At 73.1% G+C, this 15,426-nt stretch carries 13 protein-coding genes; 12 read left to right on the forward strand and 1 reads right to left on the reverse strand.

The genetic code is table 11. From position 1 onward, the window contains the following. The first annotated feature begins 28 nt into the window (after positions 1–28). The 6 genes from ABD143_RS26205 (at position 29) to ABD143_RS26230 (ending at position 7,602) form a co-directional block, all read left to right on the forward strand. Positions 29–1,546, forward strand: a complete 1,518-nt coding sequence (locus tag ABD143_RS26205; protein ID WP_343983795.1) for a cobyric acid synthase — start codon at positions 29–31, stop codon at positions 1,544–1,546. Beyond that, positions 1,543–3,570, forward strand: a complete 2,028-nt coding sequence (locus ABD143_RS26210) for a putative cobaltochelatase (RefSeq protein ID WP_343983798.1) — start codon at positions 1,543–1,545, stop codon at positions 3,568–3,570. Before ABD143_RS26205 ends, ABD143_RS26210 begins: the two co-directional genes overlap by 4 nt. Before the next feature lie 18 nt (positions 3,571–3,588). Continuing rightward, a complete protein-coding gene (gene cobO, locus ABD143_RS26215) occupies positions 3,589–4,203 on the forward strand; it encodes a cob(I)yrinic acid a,c-diamide adenosyltransferase (protein ID WP_343983801.1) in 615 nt (204 codons plus the stop codon). A gap of 33 nt (positions 4,204–4,236) precedes the next feature. After that, positions 4,237–5,208, forward strand: coding sequence for an aldo/keto reductase (locus tag ABD143_RS26220; protein WP_343983804.1), 972 nt, complete (start codon positions 4,237–4,239; stop codon positions 5,206–5,208). Further along, positions 5,205–6,629: a cobyrinic acid a,c-diamide synthase CobB gene (locus ABD143_RS26225; RefSeq protein WP_343983807.1), complete on the forward strand. Its 1,425-nt coding sequence runs from the start codon at positions 5,205–5,207 to the stop codon at positions 6,627–6,629. Before ABD143_RS26220 ends, ABD143_RS26225 begins: the two co-directional genes overlap by 4 nt. 91 nt (positions 6,630–6,720) lie before the next feature. After that, positions 6,721–7,602 (forward strand): LLM class flavin-dependent oxidoreductase, encoded by an 882-nt coding sequence (locus ABD143_RS26230; protein ID WP_343983810.1) that lies wholly within the window; start codon positions 6,721–6,723, stop codon positions 7,600–7,602. Positions 7,603–7,612: 10 nt separating this feature from the next. Here the strand turns inward: ABD143_RS26230 and ABD143_RS26235 are convergent, their stop codons facing one another. Beyond that, positions 7,613–8,845, reverse strand: coding sequence for an FAD-dependent monooxygenase (locus tag ABD143_RS26235; RefSeq protein WP_343983813.1), 1,233 nt, complete (start codon positions 8,843–8,845; stop codon positions 7,613–7,615). Positions 8,846–8,944: 99 nt separating this feature from the next. Between ABD143_RS26235 and ABD143_RS26240 the strand changes: the two genes are divergently transcribed. From ABD143_RS26240 to ABD143_RS26265, 6 genes are all read left to right on the forward strand, one after another. After that, positions 8,945–9,484, forward strand: a complete 540-nt coding sequence (locus ABD143_RS26240; RefSeq protein WP_343983816.1) for a TetR/AcrR family transcriptional regulator — start codon at positions 8,945–8,947, stop codon at positions 9,482–9,484. A 170-nt stretch (positions 9,485–9,654) separates the two neighbouring features. Next, positions 9,655–10,653, forward strand: coding sequence for a LacI family DNA-binding transcriptional regulator (locus ABD143_RS26245; protein WP_379659828.1), 999 nt, complete (start codon positions 9,655–9,657; stop codon positions 10,651–10,653). Between the two features lie 234 nt (positions 10,654–10,887). Then, a complete protein-coding gene (locus ABD143_RS26250) occupies positions 10,888–11,799 on the forward strand; it encodes an MBL fold metallo-hydrolase (RefSeq protein WP_343983823.1) in 912 nt (303 codons plus the stop codon). Positions 11,800–11,810: 11 nt separating this feature from the next. Further along, positions 11,811–12,791: a sugar ABC transporter substrate-binding protein gene (locus tag ABD143_RS26255; RefSeq protein WP_343983826.1), complete on the forward strand. Its 981-nt coding sequence runs from the start codon at positions 11,811–11,813 to the stop codon at positions 12,789–12,791. Further along, a complete protein-coding gene (locus ABD143_RS26260; protein ID WP_343983829.1) occupies positions 12,788–14,395 on the forward strand; it encodes a sugar ABC transporter ATP-binding protein in 1,608 nt (535 codons plus the stop codon). Before ABD143_RS26255 ends, ABD143_RS26260 begins: the two co-directional genes overlap by 4 nt. Beyond that, the gene (locus ABD143_RS26265; protein WP_343983832.1) at positions 14,392–15,411 is read left to right on the forward strand and encodes an ABC transporter permease; all 1,020 of its coding nucleotides are present in this window, start codon (positions 14,392–14,394) and stop codon (positions 15,409–15,411) included. Before ABD143_RS26260 ends, ABD143_RS26265 begins: the two co-directional genes overlap by 4 nt. The last annotated feature ends 15 nt before the right edge of the window (positions 15,412–15,426 follow it).

Here is a 15,426-nt window from a genome sequence, read left to right on the forward strand (position 1 = left end):
GCGGCGAAATTGCCGAGATACTGGCCGGGTGAGAGGTGCACTGCTGGTCGCAGGCACGACGTCGGACGCGGGCAAGAGTGCCCTCGTCGCCGGCATCTGCCGGTGGCTCGCGCGCCGCGGCGTGGCGGTGGCGCCGTTCAAGGCGCAGAACATGTCCAACAACTCCGTGGTCACCCCCGACGGCGGCGAGATCGGGCGCGCACAGGCGATGCAGGCGCTGGCGTGCGGGCTCGCGCCGAGCGTCGCCTTCAACCCGGTCCTGCTCAAGCCCGGGAGCGACCGCAGCTCGCAGGTGGTGGTGCGCGGCCACGTCGACGGTACGGTCAGCGCTCGCGACTACCAGGAGCGCAAGGCCGCGCTGCTGGACGTGGTGACGGCGGAGCTGGCCGGTCTGCGCCGGCGCTATGACGTCGTGGTCTGCGAGGGCGCCGGGTCGCCCGCCGAGATCAACCTCCGGGCCAACGACATCGCGAACATGGGCCTCGCACAGGCCGCCGACCTGCCCGTGATCGTCGTCGGCGACATCGACCGCGGTGGGGTGCTCGCCCACCTCTTCGGCACTCTCGCCGTGCTCGACGCGGCCGATCAGGCGCGGATCGCCGGGTTCGTCGTCAACAAGTTCCGCGGTGATCCGGCATTGCTCGAACCCGGTCTCGACCAGCTCCGAGTGCTTACCGGCCGCCCGACGTACGGGGTGCTGCCGTGGGAGGAGCGGCTCTGGCTCGACGCGGAGGACTCGCTCGCCGCCGTCGCCGACGGGGTGCTCGGGCGCCCCGGCCCGCCGCTCGGGTCGCAGTGGCTGCGGGTTGCGGTCGTGCGGCTGCCGCGCATCTCCAACGCCACCGACGCCGAGGCGCTCGCCTGCGAGCCGGGCGTTGCCGTCCGGTATGTGACGGAGCCGTCGCGCCTCGCCGACGCCGACCTCGTGGTGCTGCCCGGCTCGAAGGCCACGGTCAGCGACCTCGAGTGGCTGCGCCGCACCGGGCTCGCGGACGCGGTTGCGGCACACGCGGGCGCGGGGCGTCCGGTGCTGGGGATCTGCGGGGGCTACCAGATGCTCGGCAGGCGCATTCACGATCCGCACCTGGTGGAGGGCGGCAGCGCCGACGGGCTCGGCCTGCTCGACCTGGAGGTGGCGTTCGACGCGGAGAAGCACCTCGGCAACCCCGTCGGGACGGCGTGGGGCGAGCCGGTGCGCGGCTACGAGATCCACCACGGCCGAGTGGTGCACTCCGGCGACCCGACGCTGCTGGACGGCGAGGGCTCCGACAGGGGCGTCGTGCTCGGCACGCACTGGCACGGCCTGCTGGAGAACGACGGGTTCCGCCGCGCGCTCCTTTGCCGCGTGGCCGAGCAGGCGGGGCGGCGCGGGTTCGTGCCCGCCACGGACACCTGCTTCGCCGCGGAGCGCACCGCGCAACTCGACCTGCTCGGCGACCTCGTCGAGAAGCACATCGACGTCAGCTCACTTGAACATGTCTTCAATCACGGTGCGCCTTCTGATCTCCCGACGGTGACGACCGGTCTGGCAGGCTCCCCACGGTGAGCGTCCCCGGGAGCACCGCCGTCGGTACCGCAGCCTTCCCGTTCTCGGCCATCGTCGGGCACGCCGACCTGCGGCTCGCGCTGCTGCTCAACGCCGTGCACCCGGGGGTCGGCGGTGTTCTCGTGCGCGGGGAGAAGGGCACCGCCAAGTCGACGGCCGTGCGCGCGCTGGCCGCGCTGCTGCCCGCCCTCGACGTGGTGCCCGGCTGCCGGTTCGGCTGCGCGCCCGGCGACCCCGACCCGGCCTGCCCCGACGGCCCGCACGAGCGCGGCGGCGCCATGGATTCCCGGCTCGCCCGGCTCGTGGAGCTGCCGGTGGGCGCCACGGAGGACCGGCTCGTCGGCTCGCTCGACCTGGAACGCGCGCTGAGCGAGGGCGTGCGCGCCTACCAGCCCGGCCTGCTCGCCGACGCCCACCGCGGGGTGCTCTACGTCGACGAGGTCAACCTGCTGCACGACCACCTCGTCGACCTGCTCCTGGACGCCGCCGCGATGGGCCGTGCGCACGTGGAGCGGGACGGGGTGTCGGTGTCGCACGCCGCCCGGTTCCTGCTGGTCGGGACCATGAACCCGGAGGAGGGCGAGCTGCGCCCGCAGCTGCTCGACCGGTTCGGGCTCGCCGTGGAGGTGCGCGCCGCCCGCGACGTCGAGACTCGCGTGGAGGTGGTGCGGCGGCGGCTGGCGTTCGAGGCCGACCCCGCCGGGTTCGCCGCGGCCTGGGCCGACGCCGAGGCCGAGGCGGCCACGCGGATCGTCGCTGCCCGGGCCCGTGTCGGCGCGGTCACGCTGCCGGACGCCGAGTTGCGCCGGATCGCAGCCGTGTGCGCGGCCTTCGACGTCGACGGGATGCGCGCCGACCTCGTGATCGCCCGCGCGGCCACCGCGCACGCGGCATGGCGCGGCGCCGACGCCGTGACCGAGGAGGACGTCCGCGCGGCCGCCCGGCTCGCGCTGCCGCACCGCCGCCGCCGCGACCCCTTCGACGAGCCGGGTGTGGACGACCAGGCCCTGGACGACGCACTCCGCGAGGCCGAGCCGGAGCCCGACCCCGACCCCGACCCCGACCCCGACCCCGACGGCGGGGGCGGTGGCGGTGGCGATCAGGCCGAGGCGGACGGCGGCGCCCCGGCCGAGCAGGGCAGCGGCCAACCGCAGCAGGCACCCGCCCCGGGCGGGGACGGACCGGGACGGAGCGCGCCTCCGCCGAGCACCCCGTTCCGCGCCCGGCTGCTGACCGTGCCGGGCATCGGCGAGGGCGCGCCCGGACGGAGGTCGCGGGCTCGCACCGGCACCGGCCGGGTCGTCCGCCCCACCGCCGACGCCCCCCGCCGCGCCGCCGACCTGCACCTGCCCGCGACGATCGCCGCGGCAGCCCCCCACCAGCGCGTGCGCGGCCGGGCCGGTGCCGGTCTCGTGGTGCGGCGCGACGACCTGCGACGCGCCGAGCGCGAGGGCCGGGAGGGGAACCTCGTGCTCTTCGCCGTGGACGCGTCCGGTTCGATGGCCGCGCGCCAGCGCATGTCAGCGGTCAGCGGAGCGGTGCTGTCGCTGCTGCGCGACGCCTACCAGCGGCGCGACAAGGTGGGGCTGGTGACCTTCCGGGCCGGCGGCGCCGAGCTCGTGCTGCCGCCGACGTCGAGTGTGCCGACCGCGCAGGTCCGGCTCGCCGCGATGCGCACCGGGGGCCGCACGCCGCTCGCCGACGGCCTGCTGCGGGCCAGGGCCGTGCTCCGGGTGGAGCGGCTGCGAGACCCGCGGCGCCGCGCGCTGGTCGTGCTGCTCACCGACGGGCGTGCCACCGTCGCCGCCCGGCCTGGCGGCGACCCGGTGTCGGACGCGTGCCGGGCCGCCGCGCTGCTCGCGGCCGACGGCGCCGCGACCGTGGTGGTCGACTGCGAGAGCGGGCCGGTCCGGCTCGGGCTGGCCGCCCGGATCGCCGCCGCCGCGGACGGACCGGTGCTGGGCCTGTCCGAGCTGTCAGCCGACCAGGTCGCCGGCGTGGTCCGCGCCGCCAGGGCAGCCTGAGAGAGGAGGGCCGACACGATGCCGCAGGGACAGGTCGCAACCGTTCCCGACGACGGGCTCACCACCCGCCAGCGTCGCAACCGCGCGCTGCTCGTCGTCCACACGGGGGAGATGAAGGGCAAGTCGACGGCCGCGTTCGGGCTCGCGCTGCGCGGCTGGAACCAAGGGTGGTCGATCGGGGTGTTCCAGTTCGTGAAATCCGCGAAGTGGAAGGTCGGCGAGGAGGCGGCGTTCCGCGCGCTCGGCCGGGTGCACGCCGAGACCGGCGAGGGCGGGCCCGTCGAGTGGCACAAGATGGGCGAGGGCTGGTCCTGGACGCGCAAGCAGGGCACCGAGGCCGATCACGCCGCGGCCGCCGCGGAGGGCTGGGCGGAGATCCGCCGCCGCATCGAGGGGCAGGTCCACGACGTCTACGTGCTCGACGAGTTCACCTACCCGATCAAGTGGGGCTGGGTGGACGTGCACGAGGTCGTCGAGGTGCTCACTGCGCGGCAGGGCCGCCAGCACGTGATCATCACCGGCCGCGACGCCGCACCTGAGCTGGTGGCCGCCGCCGACCTCGTGATGGAGACCACCAAGGTCAAACACCCGATGGATTCCGGGCAGAAAGGACAGCGCGGCATCGAGTGGTGATCCCGCGGCAGGTCCGGGGGTTAGGGTCAACTCGTGGAGTACACGCGACTGGGCTCGACCGGACTGCAGGTCTCGCGGGTGTGTCTCGGGATGATGAGCTACGGCTCCCCGTCATGGCGTGAGTGGGTGCTCGACCTCGATGCCTCGCGCCCGCTGGTGCGCAGCGCCGTCGACGCCGGGATCACCTTCTTCGACACCGCCGACGTCTACTCGCTCGGCGTGAGCGAGGAGGTGACCGGCACGCTGCTGCGGGAGTTCTTCCCCCGACGTGAGGACTACGTGCTGGCCACGAAGGTCTTCAGCACGATGAGTGACCGCCCCAACGACCGCGGCCTCTCCCGCAAGCACATCCTGGCGAGCATCGACGACTCGCTGACCCGGCTCGGCACCGACCACGTGGACCTCTACCAGATCCACCGGTGGGACCCGGAGACGCCGATCGAGGAGACGATGGAGGCCCTGCACGACGTCGTGCGTGCGGGCAAGGCCCGCTACATCGGCGCCTCCAGCATGTTCGCATGGCAGTTCGCGAAGGCGCAGAGCACGGCCGACCTGGCCGGCTGGACGCGGTTCGTGTCGATGCAGGACCACTACAACCTGATCTACCGCGAGGAGGAGCGGGAGATGCATCCGCTCTGCCTCGACCAGGGCGTCGGTGCGATCCCGTGGAGCCCGCTCGCCCGCGGGCGCCTGGCCCGGGTGCCGGAGGAGCGCACCACCACCCGGTCGAGCAGCGACCCGATCGCGGACCGGATGTACACCGAGGCCGACGACGCCGTGGTGCGCGCCGTGGCTGAGGTCGCCAAGGCCCGTGGCCTGTCGATGGCGCAGGTGGCGCTGGCCTGGATGCTGCACAAGGAGGCCGTCACCGCGCCGATCGTCGGGGCCACCAAGCCGGGGCACGTCGAGGACGCCGTGGCGGCCGTCGACATCGAGCTGTCCGACGACGAGATCGCCGCGCTGGAAGCCCCCTACGTCCCGCACCCCATCCTCGGGCACGGATGACCGCTCGGGCGGTCGTCGTCGCCGCGCCGGCGTCCGGTAGCGGGAAGACGACCGTCGCGACCGGGCTGATGGCCGCGCTGCGGCGGCGCGGTACCTCCGTGGCGCCGTTCAAGGTGGGGCCGGACTACATCGACCCGGGTTACCACACGCTCGCGGCCGGGCGTCCCGGCCGCAACCTCGACCCTGTGCTCGTCGGGGCCGAGCGGATCGCGCCGCTCGCCCGGCACGGGGCGGCGGGCGCGGAGGTGGCGGTGGTCGAGGGGGTCATGGGCCTGTTCGACGGCCGCATCGCCGACGGCGCCGGGTCCACGGCGCAGGTCGCGAACCTGCTCGGCGCGCCGGTGGTGCTGGTGGTCGACTGCCGCGGCCAGTCGCGCAGCCTCGCGGCGGTGCTGCACGGGTTCCGCTCGTTCGACGCAGGCGAGGACCAGCGCGTGCGGCTGGCCGGGGTGGTGCTCAACCGCGTCGGCAGCGCGCGCCACGAGGAGGTGCTGCGGGCTGCTGCCGACGAGGCCGGGCTCCCGGTGCTCGGCGCCCTCCCGCGCCTTGACGCGCTGGCCGTGCCGTCGCGGCACCTCGGGCTGGTGACGGCCGCCGAGCACGGCGACGCGGCGGTGGCTGCCGTGGACGCGATGGCCGAACTGGTGGCCGCGCACGTGGACCTCGACGCGATAGTCGCGCCGGCCGAACCGCTTCCGCCAGGCCCGGTGTGGAACCCGGCCGATGCGGTCGGGGTGCGCTCTGGCTCTGTTTCTGCAGAGCCTGGTGGGCCTCGTCTGCCCGACACACCCTCCGGACCGCTGGTCGCGGTGTTCGGCGGTCCCGCCTTCACCTTCGGCTACGCCGAGCACGTCGAGCTCCTCGCCGCCGCCGGTGCCTCCGTCGTCACCGTCGATCCGCTGCGCGACGAGGCCCTACCACCCGGCACGGCCGCGCTGGTGCTGCCCGGCGGATTCCCCGAGGAGCACGTCGCCGCGCTCGCGGCCAACACGCCGCTGCGGGAGGCGGTGCGGGCGCTCGCCGTGTCCGGGGCGCCGGTGCACGCCGAGTGCGGCGGGCTGCTCTTCCTGTGCGAGTCGCTCGACGGCGCCCCGATGTGCGGGGTGCTGCCGGCCACCGCCGCGATGGGGGGCCGCCTCACACTCGGCTACCGCGACGCGGTGGCGGTGACCACGTCGCCGCTGTTCCCGGTCGGGGCGCGGGTCACCGGCCACGAGTTCCACCACTCCACCCTCACTCCGCGCGCAGGGGCGGACCCGGCCTGGGGGTGGCGCGGCGGACAGCCGGAGGGGTTCGTCGCGGGGGGCGTGCACGCCTCTTACCTGCACACCCACCCTGCGGCCCACCCTGGGGCCGTCGCGCGGTTCGTCGCCGTGGCGGCAGGCAGGCCCGCGGACCTCCCGGCCCACGCCGGAGGCTGAGCGACCCCTCGCCGGGTTTCGGACACCCGGCCGGGGGGTACCAGCCAAAACTCGGGATCGCTGCCCGGGCGGTCCGGGTCTGGAGGGGTTCGTGGAAATCGGTATCGGTCTCCCCGCGGCCGTCCCCGGCACCGACGGCGCCACGATCGTCGAATGGGCGGAGTCGGCGTCGGACGCGGGCTTCCCGAGCCTCGGCGTGCTGGACCGCATCGTGTACGACAGCTACGACCCCATCGCAGTGCTCGGTGCCGCGGCCGCGATAGCGGACGCCCGCTTGATCGGCGCGGTGCTGCTCGTCCCGTTCCGCGGCAGCGGGGCCGTGATCGCGAAGCAGCTCGCCAGCGTGGACCGGCTGAGCCTCGGCCGCCTCACCGTCGCGGTTGTCGTCGGTGACCGCGAGGACGACTACGCCGTCTCCGGTGCCGACTTCGAACGCCGCGGCCCCGACCACGACCGCATGCTCGAGGAGATGCACCTGGCCTGGCGGGGGGAGGCGATGGGCGTGACGGGCTCGATCGGCCCGACGCCCGCGCAGCACGGCGGCCCACCGGTCCTCGTCGGCGGGTACGGGCCTGCGGCGATCCGCCGGGTCGTCCGGTACGGGGCCGGGTGGATCTCGGGCGGCGGCGGCCCGGAGGCGTTCCGCCGCACCGCCGACCGCGTGCGCGCGGCCTGGGCCGAATCCGACCGGGAGGGCGACCCGTACCTGGCGGCGATGGGCCACTTCGCGCTCGGCGAGCACGGGCGCGCCGTTGCGCGCCGCTACCTCACCGACTACTACGGCTTCCTGGGAGGGGACGCCGCCGAGTCGATCGCGGCGCGGGCTCTCACCGACACCGAAACCCTGCGGCGCGAGATCGACGGGTACGAGGCAGCCGGCTGCGACGAGCTCGTGCTCTTCCCGTGCTCGGCCGACCCCGACGAGATCGACCTGCTCGCGCAGGCCGCGCTGGCGGCGGAGTCGGCGCGCTGACCGGACCCGATCAGCCGGACGCCGTGGCGTCGTCCTTGTCCGGCAGCGACTCGTAGTCGCGCAGCTCCAGCGCCCGTGCCGCTTGGTTGACGCCGCCGTTCAGCCGCCGGGCGAGCGGGCCCAGGCGGGTCAGGGCGCCGAGGAGCCGGTCCCGGAGCCAGATCTGCGTCCGGGTTGCGGGGACTAGGGCGAAGGTGCCGCTCTTGGCGAGCCGCTGGTTGCGCTCGACGAACGGGCGCAACTGTCGTTCGTAGGCCCCGAACGCGAGGCGGTGGTCGCCGCGCGCCGTCGCCAGCTCGCCCGCCAGCAGGTAGGCGCCGACGAGCGCGATGCTGGTTCCCTGCCCGGAGAGGAACGACGGGGCGTACGCGGCGTCGCCGACCAGCGCGACGCGCCCCGACGTCCAGCGCGGCATGCGGATCTGGCTGACCGAGTCGGAGAACAGGTCCTCGGCGGTTCGCAGCGCGGCGAGGATCCGCGGCACCTCCCAGCCCGCGCCGCTGAAGGCGTTGGTCACCCGCCTGCGCTGCTGGTCGAGGTCGTGGGGGTCGACGTCGGCCTCGCCGTCGTCGGCGAACGCGAGGAACGCCGTCGACAGGTCCTGGCCGTGCACGGCGTACCAACCCGCGAGCCTGCCCGGGATGTTGTGGAAGAGGGCCTCCCGGTCGAGGCCCAGACCGTCGTCCATAGTGAAGGCCGCGAAGCGAAAGCCGAGGTCGTGGCGGTAGGCGCGCTCGGGCCCGAAGGCGAGCGCGCGGACGTTGGAGTGCAGCCCGTCCGCGCCGACCACGAGGTCCACGGTGCGCGGAGCCCCGCGCCGGAACGTCACGTGCACCCCGTCCTGGTGCTCGTCGATCGCGGTGATCGAGTCGTCGAACACGTACTCGACGTCGTCGCGGGTGGCCTCGTACAGCGCTCGCGTCAGGTCGCCGCGCGGCAGTTCGAGGTCACGGCCCTCGGGGCTGCCGGTGAACCCGTCGGGGGCGATCTGGCCGGTGACCCGCCCATTCGCGTTCACGAACGTCACACGCCGGGTGCCCACGTGCGCGCCCCGCAGCCGCGGGAGCATTCCCATCCGGTCGGCGACGTCGAGCGCGACGCCGCGGACGTCGATCGGGTAGCCGCCGCCGCGGACGGCCCCGGCCCGCTCGACGACGACCGCGCGGAAGCCGTGGCGGTGCAGCCAGTAGGCGAGTGCGGGCCCGGCGACGCTCGCGCCGGAGATCAGGACGGTCGGCTTCACGGCTTCTCCTCTGGGTCGATCTACCTGTCGCACGGTAAGGGAAAACTGACCGTGCGGCAAGTAGGTAACCGTGCGGCAGGCAGGAGATAGGCTGCGCGGATGCCCCGCCGCAACGCCGACACCCGCGAGGAGATCCGCGAGGTCGCCCTCGAGCTGTTCGCCACAAAAGGGTTCGAGCAGACGAGCCTGCGCGAGATCGCCGAGCGGCTCGACATCACCAAAGCGGCGCTCTACTACCACTTCCCGTCGAAGGACGAGCTGCTCAGCGCCGTCGTCGAGCCGCTGGTCACCGACATCGAGGCGTTCCTCGGGGAGGCCCGGCGTCTCCTACCCGAGGGGGAGCGACCGGTCCTGGAGGCCTACTTCGAGCTCTGCCACCGGCACCGCCTGTTCTTCCAGGGGGTGCTGCAGGACCTCACCGTGCTGGCGCGGGTCCGGATCCTGCCCGAGGTGCTGCACCGCCGCGCCGAGCTGGACCGGTTGCTGGTCGGCAGCGACGAGCCCGCCGACCGCTGCCGGGCCGTGGTCGCGCTCGGCGGGCTGCAGGACTGCGCTGTGCTGATGGGACCCGAGCCCGTGGAGTCGTACCGGCCGGCCGCGGTGGACGCCGCATTGCGCGCGCTGCTCCCGGACACCTGACCAGGTGGACGAAACGGATGAGCTCCTCGGCTGGACACGGTCGGGAGCGGGCCGTACGGTCCCCGTCAGCAAACGATTACCCAACGCGTGCCCGGCGAACGGGTGCCAGTGGGCCGCACGCCCTGCGCAGGGCGGGGTGGGATCGGATGGCGTGGAGGGTCGGCTGCCGGGTGGTCAAGATCGGCGATGTGGCCCGCGAGGCCGGGGTGTCCGTGGCGACGGTGTCGCGCACGCTCAACGGGCAGTCGTCGGTGGATCCTCAGCTCGCCTCCCGCGTGCGCGAGGCCGCGGCCCGGCTGGGTTACCGGCCGAACGGGGTCGCCCGCAACCTGCGCCGCAAAGCCACCGACCTGCTCGCGCTGATCATCGCCGACGTGGCCAACCCGTTCTTCACCGCGATCACGCGCGGTGTCGAGGACGTCGCCCGCAGCCGGGGCTTCTCGGTGCTTCTCTGCAACAGCGACGAGGACCCCGGCAAGGAGTCCACGTACCTGCGCGTCGCCGAGCAGCAGCGGGTGGCGGGGGTGATCCTTTCCCCGCACCGGGACGGCAGCGACATCGGTGACCTGCGTCGGGCCGGCGTCCCCACCGTCATCGTGGACCGCCCCCTGACCGAGCCGGTGGACTCGGTGATGGTGCGGTCGCGCGAGGGTGCGCGAGCGGCCACCGACCACCTCATCGACGCGGGGTGGAGGCGTCCGGCGTGCATCACCGGACCCGAGGACGCCTGGACGGCGCAGGAGCGGCTGGAGGGTTACCTCTCCGCAGTCCGGGAGCACGGCGAGATGGACGAGCTGTGGGTACGCGGCCCCTTCCGCCAGCAGGGCGGGACGAGCGGAGCTGCCCGCCTGCTCGACGCGCCCAAGCCGCCGGACGCACTGCTCGTGGCAAACGCGCAGATGGCGCTGGGTGTGCTCGAGGAAGTGCGCCGCCGGGGCCTGCGGGTCGGCATCGACATCGGGCTCATCACCTTCGACGAGGCGCCCTGGACGTCCTTCGTCGAGCCGCCGATGTCGGTGGTCGCCCAGCCCGCCTACGACATCGGCGCGCAGGCGGCGCAGCTCCTGATGGATCGGATCGCCGGATCGGCGCCTGCGGAGCCGCGCCACCTCCAGCTGTCCACGATGCTCGTGGTGCGCGCCAGCTCGCGGCGGCAGGCCCCGCGCTGACCGGCCCTGCGCTGACCGGCCCTGCGCTGACCGTCTCCGCAGGTCGCAGCGCGGCGGCCGCAGCGACGCGACATCCATGGTTGACACGTCCGGAGCACGCAGCCTAGGGTCCGCCGGTAATCGATTTCCGGCGGAGCTCCCGAGCGTCTTTAGAAATCGATTACTTGCAGCTGACCTGCGCTGAACCGCCCCCACCGCGGTGCTCATCCCCGCAGCGCTCGATGAGGAGTAGTCATGCCGTACTCGCTGTGGATGCTGGAATACAGCCGCTGCCCGGCCCAGCCCCTGGGGTGCATCTTCTACGGCGAGTGGTCCGGTCGGACCCGGCCGTTCTCCTACAGCTACGTCTACATCGAGGGCGCCGGCCGCAAGATGCTGGTCGACGTCGGGCACGACGTCCGGACCACGAACAAGGCCTGGCACGACGACAACGCCATCGTCGACTACCAGGCGCCGGACGTCGTGCTCGCCAAGGTGGGGGTGCGGCCCGAGGACATCGACACCGTCGTCCTCACCCACGCCCACTACGACCACGCGGGCGCGGCCCGCTGGTTCCCCAACGCGACCTTCTACCTCCAGCGCCGGGAGTTGGAGAGCTCTCGGTGGGCGCTGTCGCAGTCGCCGCTCTACGACTCGATCATCGCGGCACTCGACCCGTCCGACGTCGCCATGCTGGAGGAGATGGCGAGCGACGGGCGGCTCGTGCTGCTCGACGGGCCGCTGGACTTGCAGCCGGGCCTGGAGATCCGCACCGCCTGGGACACACATACGCAAGGTGGCCAGTACGTCGTCCTCACCGACCACGCGGGCGAGCGCTGGGTGATCACGGGCGACGCGATGTACAGCTACGAGAACGCCGAGGGCATCGGGGGCTCCGGCGGCTACGTGAACATCGGCTTCGGCGGCGGCAGCGGCTGGGACGGGCTGCGCCTGATCGACGAGATGGTGACGACGGTCGGCGACACGAACCGGCTCGTCATCGTGCACGAGCCGGCCACGTTCACGCGGCACCCCGCGCGCCGCTACGGCGACGGCCTCGCTGTAGCGGAGCTCGTACTCGCACCGGGAGAGCCCTCCCGCGTCAACCCGCCGTCGCTCGCCCACACCCCCGCGGCGACGTCCGCCGCCACCCTCGAAGACTCATGAAGGAATCTGCAATGCCCTGGAACAGAGTGGTTCTCGCCGCGGCGGCCCTGCTGACGCTCGGCCTCACGGCGTGCACCGTCCCGTCCGACAACGCCGGTGGCCCGCCGGCGGGCGGCAACGGCAGCAAGCTCGTCGGGATCGTGACGATCACCGCGACCGACGCCAACAACGCGCGGGTCATCGCCGGTGTCACCGAGGCCGCTCAGGCCGCGGGCTGGACCGTCGAGACCGTCGACGCCGCAGGCAACGCGGACCAGGCGAACTCGGCGATCCGCAATTTCACCTCGAAGAACGCGGGGATGATCTTCGACCTCGTGTTCCCCACCTCCTCGCTGGGAGCGGGCCTGGCTGCGGCGAAGCAGGCCGGCATCCCCGTCGCGACCTGGGGCGGTGGGCTCGGCACCGGCGTGGTGATGACCACCGGTGACGGGGCGCCGTTCGCCCAGCCGGCCACCGACCAGATGGTCACCGACCTCGGTGGGTCGGGGTCGGTGCTGGCCCTGACCTACCGCGCGGGCCAGGTGTGCCGCGACCGCGAGGGTGTCTTCGACCAGGTCGTGGCTCAGAACTCCGGTCTCAAGGTCGACAAGGGGGAGGTCTCGATCCCCGGCTTCCTCCAGGACGGCTCCCGCTACGCCACCGCGTGGCTGGCGGCGCACCCGCAGGGCTCCGGCCCGCTCGCGATCTGGGGCTGCTGGGAGGACCCGACCCTCGGCGCGATCTCGGCTGTGAAGCAGCAGGGCCGCACCGACGTCAAGACCTACGGGATCAACGGCTCGAAGACCGCCATCCAGGCGGTGCAGGACGGCAGCCTCACGGCCACCGTCTACGAGGACGGCGCCGCGGAGGGCAAGACGATGTTCGAGACGACCCTCCAGGCGATCCAGGCGGGCCCGTCGTGGCAGCCGAAGACCGTGAACGTCCCGGGGATCCTGGTCAGCGCCGACACTGTGGCGCAGTTCGTCCAGGACCACCCCGAAGCGCTGCAGTGACCGCAGTCGCCTCCGTGCACGAGCGGGGCGGACCTGCCCCGGCCGCCCCGCTCATCCGGATCAGCGAGGTGAGCAAGGCCTTCGGCGGCGTGCAGGCGCTCGACCGGGTGTCCTTCGAGATCCGCCCGGGCGTCGTGCACGGCCTCGTGGGGGCGAACGGCGCGGGCAAGTCGACGCTCATCCGCTGCCTGGCGGGGATCGGCCTGCCGGACAGCGGCAGCATCGAGGTCGATGGCGTCGTGGCGCCGATCGCGAGCCCCGACGACGCCACCCGGCTCGGTCTGGCCTTCATCCACCAGGAGATGAGCCTGATCCCGGGCTGGGACGTGCTCCGCAACATGGCGCTGGGCATCCCGCCGCGCACGCGGTTCGGGGTGATCGACTGGCGGCCCACCCGGCAGCGCGCCGCCGAGGTCGCCCACCGGCTGGGCATGCGGTTCGCGCTGACCACGAACGTCGACGACCTCAGCACAGCCGACCAGTGGCTGGTGCTCATCGGCCGGGCGCTGATGCGCGACGCCCGGATGATCGCGATGGACGAGCCGACCGCGTCGCTTTCGGTGGAGGAGGCCACGCGGCTGCACGGAATTGTGCGCGAGCTCGTGGCAGCGGGCACCGCGATCGTCTTCGTCTCCCACCGGCTCGACGAGGTCTCGGCGCTCTGCGAGGACGTCACCGTCTTCAAGGACGGGCGAGTGACGAAGCGGGTCGTGGGGGAGCCGACCAGCAAGGCCGAGCTCGTTCGCGCGATCGTGGGCCGCGACCTGGAGATCCCCGAGCACGGCCACGAGCCCGCACCCACGGGTCGAACCGTGCTCGAGGTGCGGGGCGTCTCCGACGGCTCGCGCGTCCGGGACGTGTCCCTCACGGTGCGCGAGGGCGAGGTGGTTGGTCTCGGAGGGCTCGTCGGGGCCGGCCGGACGGAGCTCGTCAAGCTCGTCTACGGAGCCGCGCGTGCGACGGCGGGCGAGGTGCTCCTGGACGGGCGGCCCACGGGGTTCCGCTCGCCCGCCGACGCCGTGCGCGCCGGCGTCGGCCTGGTGCCCGAGGAACGGCGCTCGGAGGGCCTGTTCCTGGAGCGCACGATCGACTTCAACATCAACGTCGCCTCCCTCGACTCGCTGCGCCACTCCCGGGCCCTGCCGCTGCTGCGCACCACGGCCGGGCGGCGCCGGGCCCAGGAGGTGGCCGACCGCGTGGCCGTCAAGGCGGAGTCCGTGGACGTGCCGGTCGGGTCGCTCTCGGGCGGCAACCAGCAGAAGGTGGCGATCGCGCGCTGGCTGCTGGAGCCCCCGCGGCTGCTGATCCTCGACGAGCCGTCGCGGGGCGTGGACGTCGGCGCCCGGGCGGAGGTGCACCGCGTCGTCCGCGAGCTCGCTGCGCGCGGCACCGCGGTGCTCGCCGTGTCCTCGGACAACGAGGAGCTCGTCGCGCTCTGCGACCGGGTGCTCGTGATGGCCGAGGGGCGCGTCACCGGCGAGCTGTCCGGTGCCGGGATCACCGAGGAGCGGATCGTCTCGCTGAGCTTCGCGAGGCATGCAGGTGACGACGGCGCAGATGACTACGGCGCAGATGACTACGGCGCAGGAGGAACACCAGCATGAGCACCGAGACCACCGGCGCCGTGGACATCAGGGGGCCCGGCGCACCGGGCCCGGGCCGTCATGCCCGCCGGGTCGCGCTGATGATCGTGTCGAAGTACGGCACGCTCATCGCGATGGGCATCATGATCGTCATATTCGGCGTGACGGTGCCCGGCGGGGCGTTCCTGAGCACGAACAACCTGTTCAACATCCTCAACCAGTCGGCCCTCACCGCGATCATCGCGTTCGGCCTGACGATCGTGCTCGTGGTGGGCGAGTTCGACCTGAGCATCGGGTACGCGGCGAGTCTCGCCGGCGTGCTGGTGAGCGGGTTGCTGGTCAACCAGGGCGTTGCGCTCCCGGTGGCCGTGCTCGTCACGCTCGCCGTCGGCGCGGTGATCGGTGTGGTCAACGGCCTGCTGGTGACGAAGGCCAGGGTCAATGCCGTTGTGGCGACGCTCGGGATCGGCACGACGCTGATCGGCCTCTCGTACGGCTACACGGCGGGCTCGCCCATCACCGCCGTGCCGACCGCGTTCACGAACATCACGCTGGGCGCGTTCGTCGGCATCCAGAACCCGATCTGGTACATGGTGATCGTCCTCGTGCTGCTCTGGGTGGTGCTCAACCGCACCCCGCTCGGGCAGCGCATCCAGGCCGTCGGCGCCAACAAGGAGGCCGCGCGGTTGGCGGGGATCCGCACCGATCGCGTGAAGGTGGCCGCGTTCGTCATCGCCGGGCTGTGCGCGGCGCTCACGGGCATCCTGCTCGCCTCACTGCTCGGCAGCGGAACCGTCAGCGCGGGCGACGGCTACCTGCTCGACTCGTTCGCCGCAGTGTTCCTCGGCGTGGCGACGCTGCGCGACGGCGAGTTCCACATCCTCGGGACGCTCGTCGGCGTCCTGGTGGTGAACGTCGGCTTCAACGGTCTGAGCCTGCTCGGCACCCCGACGTTCTGGCAGTTCGTCTTCAAGGGCGGGATCCTCGTGCTCGCGGTGGCGCTGTCGACCGTGGCGAGGCGCTACGCGAAGACATAGCCGCCGTCCCCGGAC

The organism is Pseudonocardia aurantiaca (genome assembly GCF_039526725.1).
In the GTDB taxonomy this organism is placed as follows: Bacteria; Actinomycetota; Actinomycetes; order Mycobacteriales; family Pseudonocardiaceae; genus Pseudonocardia; species Pseudonocardia aurantiaca.

Coding starts and splice junctions, on each gene's coding strand:
- ABD143_RS26255 (WP_343983826.1), top strand. CDS start 11,811: ATGCCCTGGAACAGAGTGGTTCTCGCCGCGGCGGCCCTGCTGACGCTC.
- ABD143_RS26250 (WP_343983823.1), top strand. CDS start 10,888: ATGCCGTACTCGCTGTGGATGCTGGAATACAGCCGCTGCCCGGCCCAG.
- ABD143_RS26225 (WP_343983807.1), top strand. CDS start 5,205: ATGACCGCTCGGGCGGTCGTCGTCGCCGCGCCGGCGTCCGGTAGCGGG.
- ABD143_RS26265 (WP_343983832.1), top strand. CDS start 14,392: ATGAGCACCGAGACCACCGGCGCCGTGGACATCAGGGGGCCCGGCGCA.
- cobO (WP_343983801.1), top strand. CDS start 3,589: ATGCCGCAGGGACAGGTCGCAACCGTTCCCGACGACGGGCTCACCACC.
- ABD143_RS26240 (WP_343983816.1), top strand. CDS start 8,945: ATGCCCCGCCGCAACGCCGACACCCGCGAGGAGATCCGCGAGGTCGCC.